22 protein-coding genes are annotated in these 21,567 nt (G+C 59.1%); 7 read left to right on the top strand and 15 right to left on the bottom strand.

Annotated elements, in window-relative coordinates; translation table 11 throughout:
* Positions 1-68 precede the first annotated feature (68 nt).
* Positions 69-1,124, bottom strand: a complete 1,056-nt coding sequence (locus WC026_RS08290; RefSeq protein WP_372710377.1) for an alpha/beta fold hydrolase — start codon at positions 1,122-1,124, stop codon at positions 69-71.
* Between the two features lie 186 nt (positions 1,125-1,310).
* Here WC026_RS08290 and WC026_RS08285 point away from each other — a divergent pair, with 186 nt between their 5' ends.
* Complete coding sequence (locus WC026_RS08285; protein ID WP_372710376.1) at positions 1,311-1,775, top strand: hypothetical protein; 465 nt, start codon at positions 1,311-1,313, stop codon at positions 1,773-1,775.
* On the opposite strand, the gene WC026_RS08280 is transcribed toward WC026_RS08285, so the two are convergent.
* Positions 1,772-2,665 carry a C40 family peptidase gene (locus WC026_RS08280; RefSeq protein ID WP_372710375.1) on the bottom strand — a complete coding sequence of 298 codons (894 nt, stop codon included), beginning with the start codon at positions 2,663-2,665 and terminating at the stop codon, positions 1,772-1,774. The two genes, WC026_RS08285 and WC026_RS08280, sit on opposite strands and share 4 nt — an antisense overlap.
* Positions 2,662-4,083, bottom strand: coding sequence for a M17 family metallopeptidase (locus WC026_RS08275; protein WP_372710390.1), 1,422 nt, complete (start codon positions 4,081-4,083; stop codon positions 2,662-2,664). Before WC026_RS08275 ends, WC026_RS08280 begins: the two co-directional genes overlap by 4 nt.
* 201 nt (positions 4,084-4,284) lie before the next feature.
* Here WC026_RS08275 and WC026_RS08270 point away from each other — a divergent pair, with 201 nt between their 5' ends.
* Positions 4,285-5,286 (top strand): tetratricopeptide repeat protein, encoded by a 1,002-nt coding sequence (locus WC026_RS08270; protein WP_372710373.1) that lies wholly within the window; start codon positions 4,285-4,287, stop codon positions 5,284-5,286.
* A 149-nt stretch (positions 5,287-5,435) separates the two neighbouring features.
* Here the strand turns inward: WC026_RS08270 and WC026_RS08265 are convergent, their stop codons facing one another.
* From WC026_RS08265 to WC026_RS08220, 10 genes are all read right to left on the bottom strand, one after another.
* The gene (locus tag WC026_RS08265; RefSeq protein ID WP_372710372.1) at positions 5,436-6,416 is read right to left on the bottom strand and encodes a type II secretion system F family protein; all 981 of its coding nucleotides are present in this window, start codon (positions 6,414-6,416) and stop codon (positions 5,436-5,438) included.
* A gap of 39 nt (positions 6,417-6,455) precedes the next feature.
* Positions 6,456-7,445, bottom strand: coding sequence for a type II secretion system F family protein (locus WC026_RS08260; protein WP_372710370.1), 990 nt, complete (start codon positions 7,443-7,445; stop codon positions 6,456-6,458).
* A complete protein-coding gene (locus tag WC026_RS08255) occupies positions 7,438-8,919 on the bottom strand; it encodes a CpaF family protein (RefSeq protein ID WP_372710369.1) in 1,482 nt (493 codons plus the stop codon). The genes WC026_RS08260 and WC026_RS08255 overlap by 8 nt, the downstream gene beginning before the upstream one ends.
* 10 nt (positions 8,920-8,929) lie before the next feature.
* Positions 8,930-10,231, bottom strand: coding sequence for a CpaE family protein (locus tag WC026_RS08250; RefSeq protein ID WP_372710368.1), 1,302 nt, complete (start codon positions 10,229-10,231; stop codon positions 8,930-8,932).
* Between the two features lie 16 nt (positions 10,232-10,247).
* Positions 10,248-10,979, bottom strand: a complete 732-nt coding sequence (locus WC026_RS08245) for a CpaD family pilus assembly protein (protein ID WP_372710367.1) — start codon at positions 10,977-10,979, stop codon at positions 10,248-10,250.
* 25 nt (positions 10,980-11,004) lie between these two features.
* The gene (locus tag WC026_RS08240; RefSeq protein WP_372710366.1) at positions 11,005-12,663 is read right to left on the bottom strand and encodes a type II and III secretion system protein family protein; all 1,659 of its coding nucleotides are present in this window, start codon (positions 12,661-12,663) and stop codon (positions 11,005-11,007) included.
* A gap of 38 nt (positions 12,664-12,701) precedes the next feature.
* On the bottom strand, positions 12,702-13,505 hold the full coding sequence (cpaB, locus tag WC026_RS08235; RefSeq protein WP_372710365.1) for a Flp pilus assembly protein CpaB: 804 nt from the start codon (positions 13,503-13,505) through the stop codon (positions 12,702-12,704).
* A 157-nt stretch (positions 13,506-13,662) separates the two neighbouring features.
* A complete protein-coding gene (locus tag WC026_RS08230) occupies positions 13,663-14,172 on the bottom strand; it encodes a prepilin peptidase (RefSeq protein ID WP_372710364.1) in 510 nt (169 codons plus the stop codon).
* 92 nt (positions 14,173-14,264) lie between these two features.
* On the bottom strand, positions 14,265-14,441 hold the full coding sequence (locus tag WC026_RS08225) for a Flp family type IVb pilin (RefSeq protein WP_372710362.1): 177 nt from the start codon (positions 14,439-14,441) through the stop codon (positions 14,265-14,267).
* A gap of 90 nt (positions 14,442-14,531) precedes the next feature.
* Positions 14,532-14,705: a Flp family type IVb pilin gene (locus WC026_RS08220; protein WP_372710361.1), complete on the bottom strand. Its 174-nt coding sequence runs from the start codon at positions 14,703-14,705 to the stop codon at positions 14,532-14,534.
* A gap of 551 nt (positions 14,706-15,256) precedes the next feature.
* On the opposite strand from WC026_RS08220, the gene WC026_RS08215 reads away from it, so the two are divergent.
* From WC026_RS08215 to WC026_RS08200, 4 genes are all read left to right on the top strand, one after another.
* Positions 15,257-15,769, top strand: coding sequence for a pilus assembly protein N-terminal domain-containing protein (locus tag WC026_RS08215; protein ID WP_372710360.1), 513 nt, complete (start codon positions 15,257-15,259; stop codon positions 15,767-15,769).
* 169 nt (positions 15,770-15,938) lie between these two features.
* Positions 15,939-16,559, top strand: a complete 621-nt coding sequence (locus WC026_RS08210; RefSeq protein WP_372710359.1) for a TadE/TadG family type IV pilus assembly protein — start codon at positions 15,939-15,941, stop codon at positions 16,557-16,559.
* 4 nt (positions 16,560-16,563) lie between these two features.
* On the top strand, positions 16,564-17,193 hold the full coding sequence (locus WC026_RS08205) for a TadE/TadG family type IV pilus assembly protein (RefSeq protein WP_372710357.1): 630 nt from the start codon (positions 16,564-16,566) through the stop codon (positions 17,191-17,193).
* Positions 17,194-17,433: 240 nt separating this feature from the next.
* Positions 17,434-18,042 (top strand): TetR/AcrR family transcriptional regulator, encoded by a 609-nt coding sequence (locus WC026_RS08200; RefSeq protein WP_372710356.1) that lies wholly within the window; start codon positions 17,434-17,436, stop codon positions 18,040-18,042.
* Here the strand turns inward: WC026_RS08200 and WC026_RS08195 are convergent.
* Positions 18,011-18,955 carry a metal-dependent hydrolase gene (locus WC026_RS08195; RefSeq protein ID WP_372710354.1) on the bottom strand — a complete coding sequence of 315 codons (945 nt, stop codon included), beginning with the start codon at positions 18,953-18,955 and terminating at the stop codon, positions 18,011-18,013. The genes WC026_RS08200 and WC026_RS08195 overlap by 32 nt on opposite strands.
* A gap of 211 nt (positions 18,956-19,166) precedes the next feature.
* On the opposite strand from WC026_RS08195, the gene WC026_RS08190 reads away from it, so the two are divergent.
* Entirely contained in the window at positions 19,167-20,093 is a 927-nt protein-coding gene (locus WC026_RS08190; RefSeq protein ID WP_372710353.1) for a cation diffusion facilitator family transporter, read from the top strand.
* Here WC026_RS08190 and rimO read toward each other — a convergent pair.
* A complete protein-coding gene (rimO, locus tag WC026_RS08185; protein WP_372710389.1) occupies positions 20,090-21,439 on the bottom strand; it encodes a 30S ribosomal protein S12 methylthiotransferase RimO in 1,350 nt (449 codons plus the stop codon). The two genes, WC026_RS08190 and rimO, sit on opposite strands and share 4 nt — an antisense overlap.
* Positions 21,440-21,567: the final 128 nt, after the last annotated feature.

Raw genomic sequence — 21,567 nt, 5'->3', positions numbered from 1 at the left:
CGCATCAATCACGATCGGGGACCGCACGACAATACCTGCGCGCGAGACGGGTCGACGCATCGAGGCGACTAGCGCGTGCTCGATCCCGATGACAAAAAGTCTTTGATCGACGCCGCCAGCGCGTCCGGCGCGATCACGCCGATCGACATATGGGTTCGCTCGTTGATTTCCATGACCCGAACATCGCGAAGCTCGCGACGGACGCGGTCGATACTCGCGCGCCGGAAGGGCTGCGCCGCTCCTTTCTCGAACTCACGCAGCTTGCGCGCGAGATCGGTATCACCGTTGTCCTGCGGAAAGAAAGAGGTGCCATAGATCGCCAACGCTGGTGCGCCGACTTTCGTATAATCCCGCCGCCACGTCCCGAGCGTTTGATGAAGTGCCCCAAACACCTCGATCGATGGAATAGGGTCCACCTGTCCATTCGGCGCGATGCGCACGGCGTCGCGAAGAAACGCTTCGAGCGCTGGCGTCCACGGCACATCACGGCCGATCCAGGCTGCACGATACCAAGTCCTCAACGCATCGAGCGAGCGCAGCGTCTCCGGCTTCGGACTATTCGCCGCCAGCATATCGGTGAAGGCTTTGAAGAACACCGGGTCCGACCAGTCGTAGCCGCCTTCGAGATAAACAATCTTGTCGACCCGATCCGGATATCGCCCGGCGAATTCCGTGACCTCATTGCCGCCCATCGACCAGCCCAAAAGATTGGCCCGCTGGATATGAAGGTTGTCGAGCAGGTGCACCAGGTCGCCGACAAGAGCGTTGGAATCGTAGGGGCCTGCAGGCGCTTCCGACTGCCCGTGCCCGCGCCGCGCGTAGGCGATGACATGAAACCGGTCGCGCAGCAGAGGCGCCAGATCATCGAAAACATGCGGACTGTTGGCGATGCCGTGGATCAGGATCAGCGGTGGCCCATCGCCGCCCCAATCGAGATAGTTCAGCCGCACGCCATCGCCTTCAGAAAAAGCAGAGCGGTGTGGAGAAACATCGGTCTCGAAGTCCTGAGCCTGCGCTCCCGCGACTCCACCTTGAATTTTGCCGTCCATATGTCCGACTCCGAACAGAGCAACCGCGACCAGCGAGCAGAGCAGGAATTTAAACTTGGAGATAAAGCCCATCATGCTCCGCAGCCGAAGTCGCGCCGCTCTCAAAATTCGCCCGCCATTCGTCACTCATGATCAAACGGCAATCATAAATGAATACTCAACACCCAACCCGACGGCCTTTTTTGTTTGCGATCGGACAACTTTCCCGGCTCCGGATCGGCTATCTTCGCGCATCCGATTCCTCCGCATGAGAACGCACCCATGCTCTCCGACGACGTATACCGCGACCGCCTGGAAAAGACGCTTGTCGAGCTTGAAGCTTGGGCGAATGCCACGCGCGGCAGTGCCGATATCGCGATCACCGCCTCGGACCGGTACTGGCGCATGGCGGTCTTGCCCTTCCTACCCAGCGCCTGCTCGTTCGAGCTTTTGATCAAAGCCGATCAGACGTTCGATCTCGTGCTCGACGGCGAAGTTTACGAAAACAGGCCGGTCGAGCGCTTCGACTTGTTTCCGAAACTCGCAGCCGCCATTGCCGCCGGCCGCGTCGATAGAATTGAAACGCGCAATTCGCAAACCGGAATTCTGATCGACATCGCGACGCGCGTTGAACTCGCACCGGGCTGGGATTGGATCGGAAGCCGCAAAGTTCTGAAACGCTTTCTCCAGCCGCTCGAAGCGAACGAGGAACGTCAGACCCGCCGCTTCCTGTCCTATGATCGTTAGGCAGCCGTAAGCCGGCCGAGCCGCTTCACCGCGACGATCTCTCCCGACGTTTTCCTGATCCGCTGCGCCGCCTCATGAAGCGGCTCCAGCGCCACCTGCATGTGATGTGCGTTGGCGTGAACCATCAGCACGCTGTCGATCATGAGACCGACGTGACCTTTCCAGAAGACGAGATCGCCGCGCGTCATCCCTTCGAGATCGTCATCGATCGAAACGCTTTCGCCGAGTTCCGCTTGCTGCATATCGGTGTCACGCGGCGCAACGATGCCCGCGGCGAGCAGCGACGTCTGGACGAGACCCGAGCAGTCGAGGCCGATGTGCGTTCGTCCTCCCCAAAGATAGGGCGTGCCGATGAAGCGCTCGGCAATCTCTACGAAATCACGCGCATGGCGATCCACAAACGTTGCGTGCCGCGCGTAAACGTAAGCTCCACCCTCGAGCTCCAGAAATCGTTCATCGCCGCTGCTGACGGTCAATAACGCATTCATCGCCAGATAAAGCAGCGGCGGCGATTTGATGTCGGGCGCGCCGTAAACGAATGTGCCGAGGCTATGAATTCTATGCGTCGGCCACGCGAGGCCGCGCCGCAATGCATCGGATGGCACGTATCCGACGTATCCATCACGAGCGAGCTGTATCCACGCCCATCCGCCCGCCTCGTTAAAAATCGTGACCTGTTCCCCAAACAACGCTTCCGTCTCGAAGCCGTAAGAAGGGTCCGGCAACTTCCTGAGAGGCACGGAACTTCGCGCGACCACGGCCGCTTCTCCGGCGACATATCGATCGGCTTTGACAACACCCTCCAAAGCCTTCGCCGCGAGATCGCTGCGAAATGCATTGCGTCGCGGATCGAGAGCGCCCGATGCGAGCCTCGAGACCTTGGCCGTCACGATGCCAACTCCCGTTTCAGATAGTCCATCACGGCGCGCGCCGTTTGCGGCTCTCCGCCTTTCGGCCCAAGCGGCCGCGCGGCCGGGCGCCAGCCATAGAGATCGAAATGGGCGAAACGGCGGGCTTTACCGACGAAGCGTTTGAGGAAGAGCGCGGCCGTAATGGCTCCGGCAAAAGGCGACTCCCAGACGTTGTTCATGTCGGCGATATCGCTATCGAGGTGACGGCGATACCCGCTCCACAGCGGCATCCGCCACAGCGGATCGCCGATCGATGCCGCCAGCGGCGGCAGTTTGTGCCCGAGATCTTCATCATCCGTGAAGAACGCCGGAAGATCAGGACCAAGCGCACTGCGCGCCGCGCCGGTCAGGGTCGCGAAAACAAAAATGCTGTCGGGCTCGTCACTGTCGGCGAGCGCCAAAGCATCGGCAAGAACGAGACGGCCCTCCGCATCCGTATTGCCAATCTCGACGCTGAGACCCGCGCGGCTCGCCAGCACATCGCCGGGACGGAACGCGTCTCCGCTGATGGAATTCTCAGCCGTGGGAATAAGGACACGCAGCCTGCACTTCAGACCCTGGCCCATGATCATGTGCGCCAGCGAGAGCGCCGTTGCAGCGCCGCCCATGTCCTTCTTCATAAGCAACATCCCGCTCGCGGGCTTGATGTCGAGACCGCCCGTATCGAACGTGATGCCTTTGCCGACGAGTGTAATCTTAGGTGCGCCCACGGGACCCCACGTCAGGTCGATCAGACGCGGCGGACGCGGACTCGCCCGTCCCACGGCATGAATCATGGGAAAATTCTGCGCCAGCAAATCGTCACCCGCGACGACAGAAACCGCCGCTCCGTGACGCGCCGCGAGTTCGCGCACCGCCGCTTCGATATCGCCCGGCCCCATGTCGGACGCCGGCGTATTGATGAGGTCACGGCCGAACCAGACGGCTTCGGCGGTATTAATTATGGTCGCGGCGCCAGAACCTGCCATGCGGAGCCGGGCGCGCTCGCCCGCCTTCTCCTTCCGCCGATACCGGGAAAAGGAATAGCCTCCGAGCGCCCACGACAATTCGGCAAGATCGGTCGTCCCGGCGTCGGAAGCCAGCCGATATGTACCTGCGGGAAGATGAGCCGCCAGCAATCCGGTCAGCATTTCGGAAGGTCCGCTTGGCTCGCCCTGCTGACCATCTCCAATTCCGAGCACGACAGAGCCGATGCCGCCATCGGTGTTGGGCAACAGGAGATGTCGTTTCGCCGCGCCCGAAAATTTCTGCGCCGCAAGCCAGGCCTTCTGCTGGTCGCTGAACCCGCCGAGCTGTCCGGGCTCGGCCGACGAAGCGAGATAAATGGGAATATCGCTCGCCTCAGCTGAACCCTCTGCGAAAACGTCTTTTGCCGACCAGGCTGTTGTCTCGACCATCATTCCTCTCGCAAGCACGTCACATCCAATAAGCATCCACCAGAGTCCGCCCGCTGCCGCAAGCCAGCGCCCTCATGAGTTGCATCAGCTATAGCTTACGAAATGTGAAACTTAAGCGTTTATTGACGCCTGACCCAGAAACTGACCGTCACACAGATTCGCCGGGATTGGACCGGGAATGCTGGCAGACGGAGACTGGAAATGATGCGCATCGAGCGCCCCCGCCATAGCTTTGACGAACCATCCGCCTGCAAACGCATCGGGGTGATCGCCACGCTTTCCATGTCGCTGCTGCTTGGCGCTTGCTCGGCCTCGCCGAGCCTGCTGCAAGACGTCGTCCTCAAGTCTGACAAAACCGAGAACACCGCAAGCGTGAACACCGCTCCGCAGAACGAGCTTCAGAAAGCGACCATCTACTGGGGCAAGGAATACGCGAAGAAGCCGATGGACCTGCAGCCCGCGATCAACTATGCAAAAAATCTGAAAGCACTCGGCGAAAAGCAGAAAGCGCTCTCCGTCTTGGAGCAAGCGAGCGTATATCATGCCAATGACACGCAGCTGACCAGCGAATACGGCCGCCTGGCGCTGGAGCTCAATCAGGTCAACATCGCGGGCCAGCTCCTTGCGGCAGCCGACGATCCGACGAAGCCGGATTGGCGCGTCGTCTCCGCACGCGGAACGGTTTTGGCCAAGCAAGGCAAATACGGGGATGCAATCCCGTTCTATGAGCGCGCGCTCACCCTCGCACCCGACAATCCCGGCATCATGAACAATCTGGCGATGGCCCACGCGATGATGGGCAATCCGAAGAAAGCCGAGCAAATCCTGCGACAGGCGGCGGCCGCTCCAAGTGCGACGCCCAAGGTTCGGGAGAACCTCGCGCTCGTTCTCGGCCTTCAGGGACGCTATGACGAATCGAAATCGGTTGCTTCGAGCGTGGTCGATTCTGACACGGCCGCATCCAACACCAATTATCTGAAGCAGCTGGTCAAGCTCGAACCCAAGAGCGAAATGCCCGATGCAACCAGCTTCATGGCGCAAACCTCCGTCGAGCCGACGATGCCGCCTCAGGCAAGCCGCCCGACAAGCGTCGCGGCCAACGCCGCGCCGATGTCTGAAGCCCAAAGCAACTGGCAACCGGCGAGCGTGACGGATACGACGATGCCGACGACGACGGCATCGCTCAGGGGCATGACGCACTAGCATTTGCGGAGGCGGCGCACCGGATGCGCCGCGAGCGCGAAATCGGCATTTGAAATCATCTCAGAAAAGCTGACGCCCCGTCTCATGGTCGGGGCGAAACTTTTTTCGCCAGCTATGCCGCCGGCTGTGCCAAATGCCGGCTCACGGAGCTATTTCGGCATCTGCATGTAGCCGATACCGGCCGGGCCGAGGATGACGATAAAAAGCACCGGCAGGAAGAAAACGATCATCGGCACCGTCAGCTTCGGCGGCAGCGCTGCCGCCTTGCGCTCGGCTTCCGACTGCCGGATCTCGCGATTTTCCTTGGCCATTGTTCTCAGAGCCTGGCCGACCGGCGTACCGTAGCGCTCGGCCTGCACGAGCGCCGTCGTCACACCTTTGACACCCGGAAGGCCGGTGCGTTTCGCAAGATTTTCATACGCCTGCCTGCGGTCTTGCAAATACGAAAGCTCCGCCGTCGTCAGCGCCATTTCCTCGGCAAGCTCGATCGACTGGGTGGCGATCTCTTTACCCACCTTGGCAAAAGCCGTTTCCACCGACATGCCCGATTGAACGCAGATCAAAAGCATGTCGAGCGCATCCGGAAACGCTTGCTTAATCGACGTCTGCCGCTTTTGCACGCGATTGGAAATGAACACGTTCGGAAGATAGAAGCCAAGAAAACCCGCCCCGATCGCGATGCCCAAATTGACGAGCGGCGGATGCCCGGTGTCGTAGATGACGAAAACGTAGAACAGCGCCAGGAAGAAAATAATGATCGGCGCCGCCACCCGGAAAAACAGGAACGTGACGATATTCGCTTGCCCGCGCAGTCCGGCCCGCTTCAAATTCTCGCGTATGTCATCGTTGTCGAACCGTTCGCGCAATTTCAGCTCATCGACGATGCGCTGCATAAAGCCCTTAGCTGTCGGACGTAGTTTGCTCGATGCGCGATCCTTGGACGCCATTTCCGCAAGCCGCGCCGAACGCATCTTGCTGCGCTCCACGGCCATTTCTTTCATGCGGCGGTTCATCTGATCCCGCTGCAGCATCGGCAGCGCGATGGACAGCACGGTCGCAAAAACGCAAACCGCGGCGAGCATCGTCGCCACGAACTGCGGGTTCATCACCGTTTCGATGAAAGCTGTCATTGGATCACCGCCGGCGCTCTGGCCGAATGAATGTTCAGCCTAGAATTTGAAGTTGATCATTTTCTTCATGACAAGGACTCCGATCGTCATCCACGTCGCGCCGAGCGCGACCATGAACCGGCCCGGCGTCGTCGTGAACAACGGCGTCATGTAGCCGGGCGACGACATGTAGACCATGAACATGACCCCCGGCGGCAAGGACGCAAGCACCATCGCCGATGCCTTGGCTTCGGCCGACAACGCCTTCACCTTCAGCGCCAGCATCTGGCGATCGCGCAGAACGCCTGAAAGATTTCCGAGCGCTTCCGACAAGTTGCCACCGGCCTGCTGCTGGATGGCGATGACGATCGTCAGGAAGCGCACCTCGGCGAGCGGCATCCGGTCGTGCATGCGATCCAGCGCATCGCCGAGCGGAACGCCCAGCCGCTGCTGTTCCATGACGCTGCGGAATTCGCCCGCAAGCGGTTCCGGACTCTCGCGCGCGATGACCTGCAAGCATTCATTGAGCGGAAGCCCTGATTTAACGCCGCGCACGACAACGTCGATCGCATTCGCAAGGTGGGACGAAAATTTGGCCTGCCGGCGCTTCGTCATCTTGGCGAGCACCCACCGCGGAATTCCAAAGCCGCCGACGAACAGTGCAACGACGGTTGCGGCGATCGGCAAACCAAGAAAATTGAAGCAAAGCCCGCCAAGCACGATACCGACGGTCGCGCTGATAATATAGAAATCGCGCGGCGACCGCTTCACGCCTGCGCGTTCCAAGCGCAGGCCCATCGTGATTTTCTCTTTGGCCTTCTGCCGATCGTCCATCTCTTTCAGCGTATCGGCGACGGACTTCTTGCGGCTGCTTTGAATCTCCGCCAAGGCCCCCCCGCCCTTCCGGCCGCGACCCGAAACGCTTTCGAGACGCCGGTCCTTCTGCCGGTCGGCGGCGAAATAGGGATATGCGAGCGCGTAGACGCCGCCTGCGAACGCCAGCGCCGCCAGCAGCGGAACGATAAAACTCAATAGCTCATGATCAACCATGACGATCACTCGAATTCCCGAGATCGTCGTCGACTTCCGCCGCCGCTAGCGCCAGCGCCAGACGTTCCGTCTCGTTGTAGTATTCCGCGCGCTCCCAGAAACGTGGCCGCGCGATGCCCGTCGAGCGATGGCGCCCGGCGATTTTTCCGTGCGCATCTTCACCGGTGATCTCGAACACCAGCAGATTTTGCAGCGTGATCGTTTCTTCTTCCATACCGAGCACTTCGGTGATGTGCGTGATCTTGCGCGACCCGTCGCGCAAACGCGATGCCTGCACGATCACGTCGATCGACCCGCAGATCATTTCGCGAATGGTCTTTATCGGCAGGGCATAGCCACCCTGCATGATCATAGATTCGAGACGGCTCAGCGCTTCCCGCGGGCTGTTGGCGTGCAGCGTGCCCATCGATCCGTCATGGCCTGTATTCATCGCCTGCAAAAGATCGAACGCTTCCGGTCCGCGCACTTCGCCGACGATGATCCGCTCCGGACGCATACGAAGGCAGTTCTTGATCAGATCGCGCATCCGGATCTCGCCTTCGCCTTCGATGTTCGGCGGACGCGTCTCGAGACGCACGACATGCGGCTGCTGCAGCTGAAGCTCGGCCGAGTCTTCGCACGTTATGATGCGCTCATCGTTGTCGATCGAGCCCGTCAGGCAATTGAGCAGCGTCGTCTTTCCGGAGCCCGTACCTCCGGAAATAAGGACGTTGCACCGGACGCGCCCGATGATCTCGAGTACGGTCTTCGCTTCCGGCGTGATCGAACCGAACTTGACGAGCTGCTCGAGCTTCAGCCGATCCTTCTTGAACTTTCGGATGGTGAGCGCCGGCCCGTCGATGGCAAGCGGCGGCGCGATGACGTTGACGCGCGAACCGTCGGGAAGGCGCGCGTCGCAGATCGGACTCGATTCGTCCACCCGACGGCCGACCTGACTGACGATGCGCTGACAGATATTCATCAGCTGCTGATTGTCGGCGAAGCGCACGCTCGTCTTCTGCACCTTGCCGTTGACTTCGATGAACGTCGTCGAAGCCCCGTTGACCATGATGTCGGCGATGTCGTCGCGCGCCAACAGCGGCTCGAGCGGTCCGTAACCAAGCACGTCGTTGCAGATGTCTTCGAGGAGCTCTTCCTGCTCCGCGATCGACATGACGACATTCTTGACCTGGATGATCTCGCTGACGATGTCGCGGATCTCTTCTCGCGCCGCCACGGCGTCGAGCTTGGCGAGCTGCGTCAGGTCGATCGTATCGATCAGCGCGTTGAAGACTGTCGTTTTGACATCGTAGTATTCTTCGGAATGCCGCCGCTGCACTTCCACGGCGGGCTCCGGACGCGGAGCCGCTGGCGCCGCCTGGCGCGATTGCGGCGGCGCCTTCATCTCCGGCGGGGCGGCAGCCGGCGCCATCGGCACGGCCTGCGGATCGCTCCTTTTGGGGGGCACAGGGTCATTTGAACGCCTACCGAACATGGTGAAGTCCTCAGCGCTTTAATTTCAGCTTCTCGATCAGAGGCCCGATTGCGGCCAATGCCGACCGCTTCTCGGCCTTGGCTTCCTTGCGTCCCGTGATCTTCATCGCGATGTCGTGGAATTTCTCCACCGCCTTCGCTTTGGGACTGAATTCTTCCAGCATCTGACCGTTGTTGGATGCCTGGCTGAATGCTTCGGGATCGTAGTCGATAACGGCCATCACCTTCGCATCAAGCGCCTGCTCAAACTCCTTGAGCGTGATTTCCTGCCGCTTCGGCATGTTGGCCATATTGAGAATCAGCATCGGCTTGTTGTCGTTCTTCCGCGACGTCCGCAGCAAATCGACAATGTTCTTGGCGTTCCTGAGATTCGCGAGATCCGGCACAACCGTGATCACCACATGATCGGCATGCAGAAGCACGCGCTTCGACCAAGGCGACCAGCCGTGCGGCAAGTCTACAGCCACCAATGGCACGTTCTGGCGCACGATATCGAGAACGGTGTCGCAGGCCTCGGGCGATATCTCGTAATCGCGATCGATGACGACCGGCGCTGCGAAGATCGACAGATGCTCGGAGCATTTGGTCATCAGGCGATCGAGAAGCTGATCGTCGAGACGCTCCGGCGCGGCAAGTGCTTCCGCAATGCCCTGCACGGGATCCTGGTTGAAGTCGAGCCCGGTTGTGCCGAACGCAAGATCGAGATCGGCGATAGCAACGTCGGTCTTCAAGACCTCCGACATCGTCCAGCCGACGTTGTGGCAAATCGTCGACGAGCCGACGCCGCCCTTGGCGCCGACAAAGGCAAAGACATGACCGACCGGATCGGTGTCCGGATTGTTGTAGAGATTGGAAATGCTCTCCATCACCGCCAGCGGATCGACCGGCGCAACGAGATACTCGCCGACGCCCCGCTTCAACAGCTCGCGATAAAGCATGACGTCGTTTTGACGTCCGATGACGACAACCTTGGTCCCGGGATCGCAGCTTTCCGCCAACCTGTCGAGGTCGGCGAGAAGCGAACCGCTGTCGAGCGCGCAATCGAGAATGATGAGGTTCGGCGTCGGACTGTCGACGTAATGCGAAATGGCGGCAGCGATACCGCCCATGTGCACGCTGACATGCGCCTTGGCCAAGCGCCGGTCCTCGGCGGCATATTGAATGGTATTCGCAACGCTCACGTCGTCACAGAATGCCTGGATCGAAATCCGCGGCACGGGGCGCGCGCGATCGCTTGAATATAATTCCTGCCGTTCTCCATTCTCGGAAAACCCTGGATCGAAGTCAGGCGCAGCTTGAGTATGCTGGGACATTTCGTCTCCAAAAAAATCAATTGCTGATAGGTTTCAGGATCGTCACTGATTCAGCCGACGCACCGATCGTCTCGCCCTTCACGTACTTCTCATACGTCTTGGTACGACGATTGGCGTCGCTCGGCGTCATGGTGCGAGGACCAAGAAGATCGGCAGGATTGGAAACCATCGCCGCCAGATTGCGCTGCGAGGAGCAGCCGAAATTGGGATAAGGCGTGTTCTGATACGTGCGCGCCAAATTCTCCGACCAGTCACGCCCGCATTCCGGTCCTTCCGCGACGTAGCGCAAATATGAAATGCGCAAGGGCGCATCGCGTCCGGTCGCATGATAAGCTTCGCTGGAAATCGCGGTTTCGGAATATCCGCCGCCAAGCATCAGACGCCGCGCATCGCTGGCCGCATCCATGGCCGCGCCCTCGTTGGCCGACCCTGCGGGCGCCGAGATGACGAAGCGGCTATTGCCCGCATCGTTCACTCTCTGACGATCGATGAAGTCCATCAAGCGACCGCGCTGTGACGGTGTCAGACCTTCGGAACCGGCGGCAACATGGAGATTGAGAACGGCCGGCTGCTGTGAAACGAGAATCGGATGGCGCTGCTCGGGATCGATCAACTGCCAGCCCGCAACTTGCGGACCCGCGCGATCATGCTCACACCCCGCCATCGCGATTGGCAGACAGGCGATAATGAGAAGTCTGGTGAAACCGCACCGCGTCTTTGCCGGTCCGCGGAGGCTAGTCTTTGGCATCTGCATAATTTGTCTCCGGAACCGATTATTCGACGATGAATCCGTAGTCGCCCTTCAGACCGCCCGACGGCTGAACTTCGCTTTTTCCGTAGATGCGATTGAGATGGCCGAGAAAATCCGCTTTGAGATCGGTCGCGGGATAGAGCCCATCGGTCGGTGCCGAGAGCTGCTGGCGCGCGACGGGCTGCACGAGATACGGCGTCACGATGACCACCAGCTCGGACTCGTCGTTTTGAAAGTCGCGGCTGCGGAACAGCGTGCCGAGGATCGGAATATCCTTGGCGCCGGGAAGCCCATCGATGTTTTGCTGCGTCTTGGTGGAGATCAAGCCGGCCAGCGCCAGCGATCCGCCGGAAGGAAGCTCGACGACGGTCTTCGCTTGCCGCGTGTCGAACATCGGATTGTTAGATACATATCCCGCGATGTCACTAACGCTCGTATCGATCTTAAGGCTGATCCGGCCTTCGGTCAGAACAACCGGCGTGAAACTGAGCTGCACGCCGAACTTCTTGAACGCGACGGCGCTGACGCCGGTCTGCGTATCGATACCGGTGACGTAGGGAACTTCACCGCCCGCGAGAAATTCGGCAGGCTCGCCCGAGATTGCAGTGAGATTGGGTTCCGCCAAGGTCTTGATCAGACCGTCGCGCTCTAACGCACGAATGGCCTGCTGAATATTATTTTTGCTGTTTCCCCAGCCTGACACCAAACCGCTGTTACCGAACGCGCCCGCTGCCGGACCCGGATTGAACGCGCACACCTGACCGACCGCGCAAGCCGCACTTGCCGCCGTTCCGATACCAAAGGTGGGAAGCGTTCCGAGACTTTGCGCTTCCGTTATGGGAAACGAATTGGCAGTTAGCAGCGTCGTCGAGAAGCTGCCCGATTGCAGCATGCCTCCAAGGTTGACACCGAGCTGCTTCAACAGCGTGCGCTTGACCTCGGCGACCGTCACCTTGAGCATCACCTGCTCTTCGGCTTCCACCATCAGAAGATTGATGACGGATTTGACGTCGTCGGCATCCTTGACGTCGCTCTGCCGCGGCGCTTGCGAGCTGCCTGAGCCGGCCGAAAGGCTCACATTGGACGCCCAGCTCGCAATCATCTGGCTCATGAACTGAGCCGATATTCTTGCCGCGCGCGCCGAATCCGACGGACTTTTTACGTGCCCGGTCAGGATCACGGTCTGATTGAGCGTTTCGACTTTGATATCGGAACCCGGAATGACCCGGCGCAAAAGCGATTCCAGCCCGTCGCCTTCCTGATCGACGTTGAGTTCGATAAGTGCGAGCTGCTCACCTTTGTTCGAGAAGAAGAACGCGTTCGATTGTCCCGGCGCCTTTCCGAGAAGAAACACGCGATTCGAGCTGAGAACGACCGCATCGACAACGGCCGGATTTGAAGCCATCACATCGCGCACGCCGTTCGGAAATTCGATGAGGACGGATTTTCCGAGCCCGATCTTGATGCTCTTGCGAACCGGCAAGCCTTCGGCTTCCGAAATCCGGACGATGGATTGCGTGTTCTTGCTGAGCTCCGGATCACCTCTGTCAGCGCGCGCCGAAAGCCGGTCGGCCGAACGCGGCTGCGCCGACGTTGGCACACCAGATGCCAGCATAATGGCAGAGAAAACCATGAACGCGCGTGCGGCCGCGCGCCATGGAAATCCAATTTCAAATCGCATGAGCTTCCCGCCTTTATGACGACCACTGACTGACCAACTCAGTTCACGCCATACACACGCGACTTCGCACCGTAACGAACAACACGCACCGAATTGCTTTGCGGCTTGTGCAAATCAAGACCGCCTGCCCGCTCGGGATCGGAGCTCAAATCTGCGACGCTTCGCAAGGAAAGGGTGATCTCACCCATCGAATTCGCGAGCGCCATCATTTCCGCCTGCTTCGGCGTCAACTCCAGCGTCGCGGTGGAGGCGGAAACGTCAGACGATTTCTTGCCGTCCTTGGTTTCGATCTGTTGACCGATGGCCATGACGCGCACGTTCCGGAACAGAGTGTCGGCAACGGTCTCGTCCTGCCCGCTGCGGCCGCGGACATGACGGATGAGGATAACGTCGACATGGTCGTTCGGAAGAATGAGACTGCCCGCCGCCGTCTCGGCCCTGATCTTGGTGGAAATGGCGCGCATGCCTTGCGGCAGGATCGCGGCGAGCACGCCACCCTGGCCTGCCTTGATCAGCTTCTGCGTTGTAATGGGTTCGCCCGAAAGAATAGCCGAGCGCGCAACCGATCCCGAAAACTCGTGAATCTTGTTAGGGCCGCTATTGGTCTTCGCCACGTAATCGGGCGTGATCGCGCTGTCAGGCCACGAAACCCAGTGGAAATTGCCATCGCTGACAATCTGGCCGACAGAAATGTCGGAGGCCGCAACCAGCACCTCGGTGCTGTCGACCTGCTTCTCGACCGTCACCGGCTTTGGCGGCGTCATAAATGCGCTTGCGATGTAGTAAGCGAGCGCCGCCGCAGCAAACGCTACGGAGAAACCGACAAGTTGTGCCCGCTTCATTGCGCCGCAAATCCTTCAGCTAGAGTTCGCACTCCGGCCGATACTGTCGGACAAACGTCAATGTGAGGTTAATTGCCGTTTCATAAAGGTGTTCGCTGGCAACGGTTGCAGCATCAATGCGTCGGCATCGACCACGCGATCCGGCAACGACTCCGCATCAGATCATCAGCATCCGGAACAATTCCGTCGAGGGAAAAACCATGAGCCCCGACGCCGCAATCGCGATGCCGTAGGGCACCGGCCCGCCCACGGTGTGCAGACGCTGCGCCCACCCGGGCAGCGGCCAAACATCGGCCGGCACCATACGGCGATAGCTTAAAATCACAAGACAGAGGATGCCGCCGAACATCGTCGTAAGGACAATGAAGGGGAGAATTTGGCCGGAGCCCATCCAGAGCGCGCCAGCCGCCATTAATTTAGCGTCGCCGCCGCCAAGCAGATTGAAGGCAAACAGCGCGAACGTGAGAAGCAGCACACCAAGCGCACAGATGACGTGGAGTCCAAAGGTCTCGAGTGGCATCTGCGTCAGGAGCACCAGCGCGACGAAGCCACCGATCAGCGCGATCGAGATAACATTGGGAATTCTCATCGTGAAAAGGTCGTTTGCCGCGGCAAACGCCATCGCAATCGGAAAGATCGCCACGAGAAGAAAAGTCAGCACCGACATTATTCACCTGCCCGAGAAGTACGACCGCTGACGGAATATGACGCAACTCGGTAAAGGCCGGCCTAACGGCGCTGACACTCGCCGCCGCTCGATTATTTGGCTTTGTCGAACCCGGCCACGACCGAGTCGAAGATGCCGATAAGGGCTGCCTTGACTCCCGTTAGCCCGCCAATAATCACTAGGCTGACGATACTCGCGATGAGCGCGTATTCGATGGAGGTCGCCCCGCTCTCGTCGTTTGCGAAATCACGGAGGCTGGACTGCGGCATTGCAGAGACCCTTATGAAAAAAGCGCGCTCGAAGAACTCGTCTCCGAGCGCGCTAAATGCAGTCTGGCAATAAGCCAGCGCTAAAAGCGCTTATTGGCTGGCTTTATCCAGCTCGGTCGAAACCTTTGTGAAGGTGCCGCTGAGGCTGGAGGCAACAGAGCCGAGAACGGTAATAAGGGCGACGCCGATGAGAGCGGCGATCAAGCCGTATTCGATGGCCGTTGCACCCGACTCATCGTTCATGAAACGCGAAATCATGTTCATTGGTTTGTTCCGATCTACGCTGATACTTTTATCGATCCCGTTCCTCGGGAGAGGATGTCCTCACCTCTGAACTATTGCAGAATGTAGATCGGAAAAATTAAAGTCAGGTAAAACGCGCTCAGACACAGACGACCGGCGGATAAACAAAAATTATCCAATGTTTACCACACAAGTCACCAAGAATAAAACGCCGCATATTTTGGTATTTTACATAATCTTTCGCAAACTCACACAAATAAGACGTGGAAATATAAGTTAATACTATACTTACGCAAGTATATCCACAAATCTTCAACAACAAAATGGCCTGCTCGTGCGATCCCGTCGCCACCCTGGGACCGGGGAATATCTTCCCGTGTTTTCACTCCTCTGGCCGAGCGAGCTTTCGGCGACAGATTTTGTCAGTGTCTGGATTAACCACCAGCCCCATCCAACCGGGCGCTGTTCCAACGCGGCAACCCGACGATGCCGCAGATCGGAACGCCCGTTTCCAATTCCTTCACCATTTGATGAGCTTTATTGGATCGTGAATTTTGCAAGGGCTGCGCCGGATGCACAGTGGAATAGAAAAATTCGCGCCGCCGCGCGCCTTCTGCATCATACGCATCGGGTTGGTCGCGGCGATGTCCGCTCTCTCGACAGTTGGCGCCACGGCCGCCGACTTGATCGTTCGCTATGATCAATCACAACTACTGCATCTTCCCCGCCCCGCGAGCGAGGTCATCGTCGGCAACCCGTCGATCGCCGACGTGACGCTGCAAGATGGAAATTTGCTGATTGTCACCGGCAAGACGTTCGGCATTACGAACGTCATCGCGCTCGATGCCGCGCACAACGTCATCCAAGATCAGCGTATCATGGTCGAACGCGACGACAGCAAAACTGTCAATCTGCACAAAGGCAGCACGCGCTTCACCTACGCGTGCACACCGAACTGCGAGCCAACACTGACGATTGGCGACGACAAGGACTTCTTCAGTGCCGTCCAGACGGCCAATAGCCAGAAGACGAAGTTCTCCGAAGGCTCGTCCGATTCCGGCAGCAGCGGCAACGGCCAGCAGTAACGACCGATCCGGCCTGGAAACCGGTCACTGCCAAGGCCGAGACCGGCGAGATATTCGTCAGCTTTCACTTTTGTTCAACCATCAAATACAAAAAGTCGCTCGATAAATACCGCCTTAATACGCGCTAATTTATCTATTGACCGTTAGGGTCGACGGTCGCGAGATTAATATGCCCACGACACGCAGCGTTAGTTTTGTTCCCCGCCCATTACTGTGCAATCGCCTGCTTCGGCGATGGAAAGTGGACGACCGGGGATCGACCGCTCTGGAATTCTCCAGCGTTGCCATTCCCTTTCTCATGTTCATATTGGGCTTCATTGGCTGCGCGATTTATTTCTTCATCTCGAATTCTCTCGAAAAAGGGATGGATCAGACCAGCAGGCTGATCCGAACAGGCGAAGCCGTCACAAAAAGGATGACGGTGAATCAGTTCAAGCAAAGCATCTGCGATGGCGCCGGATCATGGATCGACTGCAAACAACTGCAGATCGATACGGTTCACTGCGACAGCTGGGAATCGTTATCGCCCGACGGAGGCGGCAAATGCACACCGTACAGACCGAAACCCTGCGTTGACGCCAACGGCGTGCCTTTGACAAACTCAGCACCTGGAACCGACCTGATCGCGATCTACTCGGGTGCCGCTAGCGATGTCGTCATCGTGACCGCGTGCTATACTTGGAATTTCACTTCAAAATTGCCGCTCATCAAATTGGGCAATATGTCCAACGGCTCGATGATGTTGCAATCGGCAACAGCATTCCGAAGCGAACCATATCCCGAAAGCTGAAACAATGCCGTCGCCGACCATACTTGGCACGCGGATTAAAATCTGCATCCGCGCGTTCGCAGCCGACACGAACGCTATCGCCGCCGTCGAATTCGCTTTTCTCGCGCCGCTTCTGATTTTGATGACATTCGGCACGTTCGAAGTATCGCGCGCTTTGGTGGCCCACAAACGCTTTCAGCGCGCGACAGCCATGGTCGGCGATCTCGTCTCACGCGAAAAGCAAATCGGATCGTCAGTGTCCTCAGCCAACATCGCGCTCAACGGCATGCTGGTTTCCGCCGAACATACAATGACCCCCTTTAGCGCGACGCCGTTGCAAATCGCCGTCACTCAACTCCGAGCGTCACCCAGCGATGCGAGCGTGACCAAGGTCGAATGGTCATGGTCCTATCACAACATGGGCCTCAAAAGTTGCGGCGATACAAAATCGATGCCCGACAAGAACATGATATCGAAAGGCGACGCCGCGATCGTCATCGAGGCCAAATATGCCTATGAACCGCTTCTGAACATTATACCTGGCATCAACCAATCGATGGAGTGGACGGATACGATGTCGTTCGCCCCACGCTGGGGAGCGGTCTACTTTGCCCAGGAAAAACTGAACACGAAGTGCCCGCCAGGTTCAGGTTGAGCCAAAATCGATTGGCGCTTGCGGGAAAAATAGAAAATCATTCCCGCCTCAGCCCAATAACAGCAAGCATTGTGAACCTGGGCTCCTATAATAGGAGAACGTAGACGGCGCTATCCGCACTTGATAGATATGCTTCCATTCAGAATAGGTTTCCGGCCGTATTTGGATACCGAATTATACTGCGCCATCCGCGAAGATAGACATTCCAGAAAATAAACTGAACACAGGCGAGGACTCGCAGTGGGACGGAGAGCGGTTCATTCCCCGGAGGAACTCCGCCAACTCATCCTGGACGCCTCCCGTTCAATCGTTGAGACCAACGGCATTTCGGGTCTATCCGCACGAGAGATCGCGCGCGTGATCGGGTATTCGCCCGGTACGTTGTACAATATCTTCGAGAACCTCGACGACATCCTGTTGACGCTCCAGGTGCAACTCCTCAGTCGAATTGCAGACCACCTGAAGACCGTGCCGCTTGGAGAGAACGGCGAAGAGAACGTCGATGCGCTGACCCATGCCTATATCGAATTTGCGCTCGAGAATAAGCGCATGTGGAACCTGCTTTTCGCGCACAGCGTGACCGGCCCCAACAGGGTGCCTCCACCCTTTCACGAGCACCTCGATAACCTTGCATGCACCGTGCGCAAGGCGTTGGCTCCGCTTGCGCCCAAAGCCACACACGAGGAACTTGATACGACGGCTCGGGCCTTGTTCGCCGGCGTGCATGGGATCTCGGCAGTGGCGGCAAGCGAAAAAGGCGCGCATCTGACGCCCGCGACGGCTCAAGTCTATGCCAAGGAACTGACGTCCAACTTCGTCAGGGGCTTGCGGTCGCGCTCGGAACGCTAGCCGCAGGCTGATCCGCGTCGCTCGGCGTCACCCTCGTTGCCGGAACCGGCGCCGGAGCTGCCGTTTCGGTGGCATTTTCTTGCACTTCCACAGGCGACGCCGCGACTGGAGAAGCATCCGACGGAGCTTGGCCGACGGAGCCCGTCACCACGCCCGAGCTCGTGTCGCCGTCATGCCGCCGCGCGAAACGCGGCGTCTCGACGAGACCGAACCATTTGTGCGGGGGCAAAAGCCGCTGCTCGAGACCGCTCCAAAGGCTGCGCGACGCCAGCCCATCGACGAACGTTGCCGTCGACGGTGAAAGGAGGATGGCGCCAAACGTGGCCGCCGCCATCGCAAGCGACGAATAGAAATGGCGCCGATCGATGAATTTCAGCGCCGTGCCGAACGATGCTTTGAGCCGCGTATCCATGACGTCGACCGAATACATCTCGTCGAGCGTCAGATGCGTGAGATAGCCGAGGAACATGAACGCTCCGCCGAGCCAGGCGACGCCCTCTGGTTTGTTCAGCAGATGCTGGAAAACAACCGCCGTCGTGACCGCGCAAAAAACGGCGGCAAGGATCGAATGCCAGATGCCGCGATGCACGGAAAGCCGATGAAACACTGAATGCAGCCCGTAGCGCACCAGCAGCAGCGTCCCGAGCCAGAGAATCCAAAGCTCCGCGATGGAGAATTTCGTCGCCGCGTTGAACAGCACTGCAAACGAAAAGAAAATGGCGAGCCCCGCGAACATGGCCCGGCTCGGCCGTGAATCCTTGAGGTCGATGTCGGGGAGGACGGAGCCCAGAACGCCGGCCATTGTCACCGCGACGAGGTTTTCCGGCGCCACGACGTTGGCCGCGAGCGTCAATGTCGCAAGTGCCCCTGAGACGACGGTTCCAACCGCGATGTGCGTCGTAAAATTGGCCATGACGACCCCCAAAACTCTCAAAGCCGGCTCAGTCAGCCCGGCAAACTTTAACCCCGCTATTGTCAGCAACAGATTCGGCCGCTATGGGCGAGACGCCGCCCCTTGAGCTATGTGGATAAGACGGGTCTTTGCCCGCTCATCCTCATTTTTGATGGCGATGGCCTGAAAGGTTGGCAACCGGCCCGGCCACCACGCAGAAAAACGGATGGGCATGTTTTCGGAGACAGACTTGCAAGCGTCGAAGATCAAACGCCTCGCAGCGATAAATATCGCCGTCGCGCTTGTCGTCATCGTCATAAAATATCTTGCCTATCTGGTGTCGGGCTCCGTTGCGCTCTTCTCCGACGCGCTCGAAAGCGTCGTCAACGTCATGACAGCCGTGACGGCCTTCGCGGCGATCCGCCTGAGTGCGAAGCCTCCGGATTCCGATCACCCCTACGGCCACCACAAGGCAGAGTTTCTAGCCGCGATGTTCGAGGGCGCTATGATTGCCGTCGCGGCGGTGCTCATTTTGCTCAAGGCGCGAAGCGCTCTGATTGAAGGCGTCAAGTTCGAGCAATCGGCCCTTGGCATCGGGCTCAACATCGTTGCCTCGATCCTCAACGGAGCCTGGGCATGGCTGCTGATCAATCGCGGCCGGTTATGGCGCTCCCCCGCGCTCATCGCCGACGGGCTCCATCTTTATACTGACGTCATCACCTCGGTAGGCGTTGTCATCGGCCTGACTGTCGCCATCCTCACGGGCTGGCACATTCTCGATCCGCTGATCGCCGCAGTCGTTGCGCTGAATATTCTATGGATGGGCTACCGCATCGCGGTCAAATCGATGTCTGGCTTGCTCGACGAGGCGGCCAGCCCCGAAATTGAGCATCGTATCCGTCAGGTCATCGAGGCCAACGGCAGCGGCGCGCTCGAAGCCCATGATATCCGGACCCGGCAGGCCGGACGCGCGCTCTTCATCGAATTTCACCTGATCGTCCCGGGAACGATGACGGTCGAAGAGGCACACGCCATCTGCGATCGCCTCGAAAACGCCATCGAAACGGCGATCAAAGGCTCGGAAGTGGTCATCCACGTCGAGCCGGAGGACAAAGCAAAACCTGACGAGTCGGGCGCCCTTCCGCTTGAGGGAAGCTAAGCGTTTGCTGAAATGCGTTCGGCCCAGAGATCGTAGTCTCCGGCCTCGACGACTTTGGCGCGCACGACGTCGCCAGCTTTGACGTCCCGCTCGCCGTTCAGAAACACATTGCCGTCGATCTCCGGCGCATCCCATTTCGAACGGCCGATGGCGCCGTCTTCGTCGACTTCGTCGACCAGAACGTCGATCGTCTGACCGACTTTCCGCGCCAGCTGCGCGCTGCTGACGTCCTTCTGCACCGCCATGAAGCGATGCCAGCGTTCCTCTTTCACCTCATCGGGAACCGCACCGTCGATGGCGTTGGCCTTCGCACCCTCGACGGCCTCATACTTGAAGCATCCGGCGCGATTGATCCCGGCCTCCTTCAGCCAGTCGAGCAGAAACGCGAAATCCTCTTCGGTTTCGCCCGGAAACCCGACGATGAACGTCGAGCGAATCGCGAGATCGGGACAGACCTCGCGCCAGCGGCGGATGCGCTCCGCCGTTTTCTCCTGCGCCGCCGGCCGCCGCATCGCCTTCAACACTGCGGGCGACGCGTGCTGAAACGGGATATCGAGATATGGCAAGATCTTGCCATCGGCCATCAGCGGAATGACGTCGTCGACGTGCGGATAGGGATAAACGTAATGCATCCGCACCCAGACGCCGAGATCCCCCAGCGCCCGCGACAGATCGAGAAACCGCGCTTTCAGCGGCGCGCCCTTCCACGCGCTTTCGGCGTATTTGAGATCAAGACCGTAGGCGCTCGTATCCTGGCTGATGACGAGCAGCTCCTTGACCCCCGCATTCACGAGGCGCTCCGCCTCACTCATCACGTGGTTCGACGGCCGGCTCGCGAGATCACCGCGCAACGATGGGATGATGCAGAACGAGCAGCGGTTGTTGCAGCCTTCCGAAATTTTCAGATAGGCGTAATGGCGCGGCGTCAGCCGTAATCCTTCCGGCGGCACGAGATCGAGGAAAGGATCGTGCAGCGGCGGCACGGCATCGTGAACCGCCTCGACCACCTGTTCGTATTGATGCGGACCGGTGACCGCGAGCACGCCCGGATGCGCGTCGCGAATGCGGTTTTCCTCAACGCCGAAGCAGCCGGTGACGATCACGCGGCCGTTCGCGTTCATGGCTTCGCCGATCGCGTCGAGGCTTTCCTTCTTCGCCGAATCGAGAAACCCGCATGTGTTGACGACGACGACATCCGCGCCCTCATAATCGCGCGCGATCATGTAGCCTTCGGCCCGGAGCTTGGTGATGATCCGCTCGCTATCGACCAGCGCCTTCGGGCAGCCGAGCGACACAAAGCCGACCTTCGGCGCAGGCGCGCCTTCGCCATGCGCCGCACGTCGCATTTTCGTGTCAGCTTTCGCGTTTACATTGACCGAGGAATTCGCCATTTCGCGCTTCTAGCCTCGACGCGCCGAAAGCGCAATCGCGACAGAGTAGCAACCGCCGGTAGGCGCCGCGCCCACGCGCGGCC

Origin of the sequence: Hyphomicrobium sp., from assembly GCF_041674905.1 — a bacterium.
Classification (GTDB): Bacteria; Pseudomonadota; Alphaproteobacteria; order Rhizobiales; family Hyphomicrobiaceae; genus Hyphomicrobium_B.
This window is presented reverse-complemented; position numbering and strand designations above follow the sequence as displayed.